Origin of the sequence: Pelotalea chapellei, from assembly GCF_018531195.1 — a bacterium.
Taxonomy (GTDB): Bacteria; Desulfobacterota; Desulfuromonadia; order Geobacterales; family Pseudopelobacteraceae; genus Pelotalea; species Pelotalea chapellei.
This window is the reverse complement of the sequence record NZ_JAHDYS010000049.1, coordinates 1-392: the sequence shown is the minus strand read 5'-3', so window position 1 is coordinate 392 and position 392 is coordinate 1. Positions and strand designations below refer to the sequence as shown.

The window sequence follows — 392 nt, the reverse complement described above, 5'->3', positions numbered from 1 at the left end:
AGCCATTTGGAGTGTGTCTTCACCGTAGTCGCCGGATCGTGGCACTTGGCGCACTTGCGGTTGATGTTATCCCCTGAGTCCATCAATGCAGGCTTGACCTCATGGGGATTGTGGCAATCGTTGCAGCTCGCCTTGGTACTGTGCAGGGCAGTGGCATACTCCGTATGTATCGGAGCATGACACTCCTTGCAGACCGCCTTGGCCGGCTTGCTGCCGTCATGGGGGTGGCGTGGGGTAACCGACGTATGGCAGGAGTCGCAGCCGATCACCGCATGGGTGGTAGCAGCAAACTTGGCCGGATCAACAAACAGGCGTTCTCCCCCCTGGCTGGCGATATCCTTGCTGCCGTGGCACCCGAGGCAGGTGTCATTAGCGCCAGAGGCCGCCGAAGC

General features: G+C 60.2%; 1 protein-coding gene. It reads right to left on the bottom strand.

Features of this window, described 5'->3' with window-relative positions; genetic code table 11:
• A partial coding sequence (locus KJB30_RS17870) for a cytochrome c3 family protein (protein WP_367619015.1) occupies nt 1-392 on the bottom strand: 392 nt, incomplete at both ends.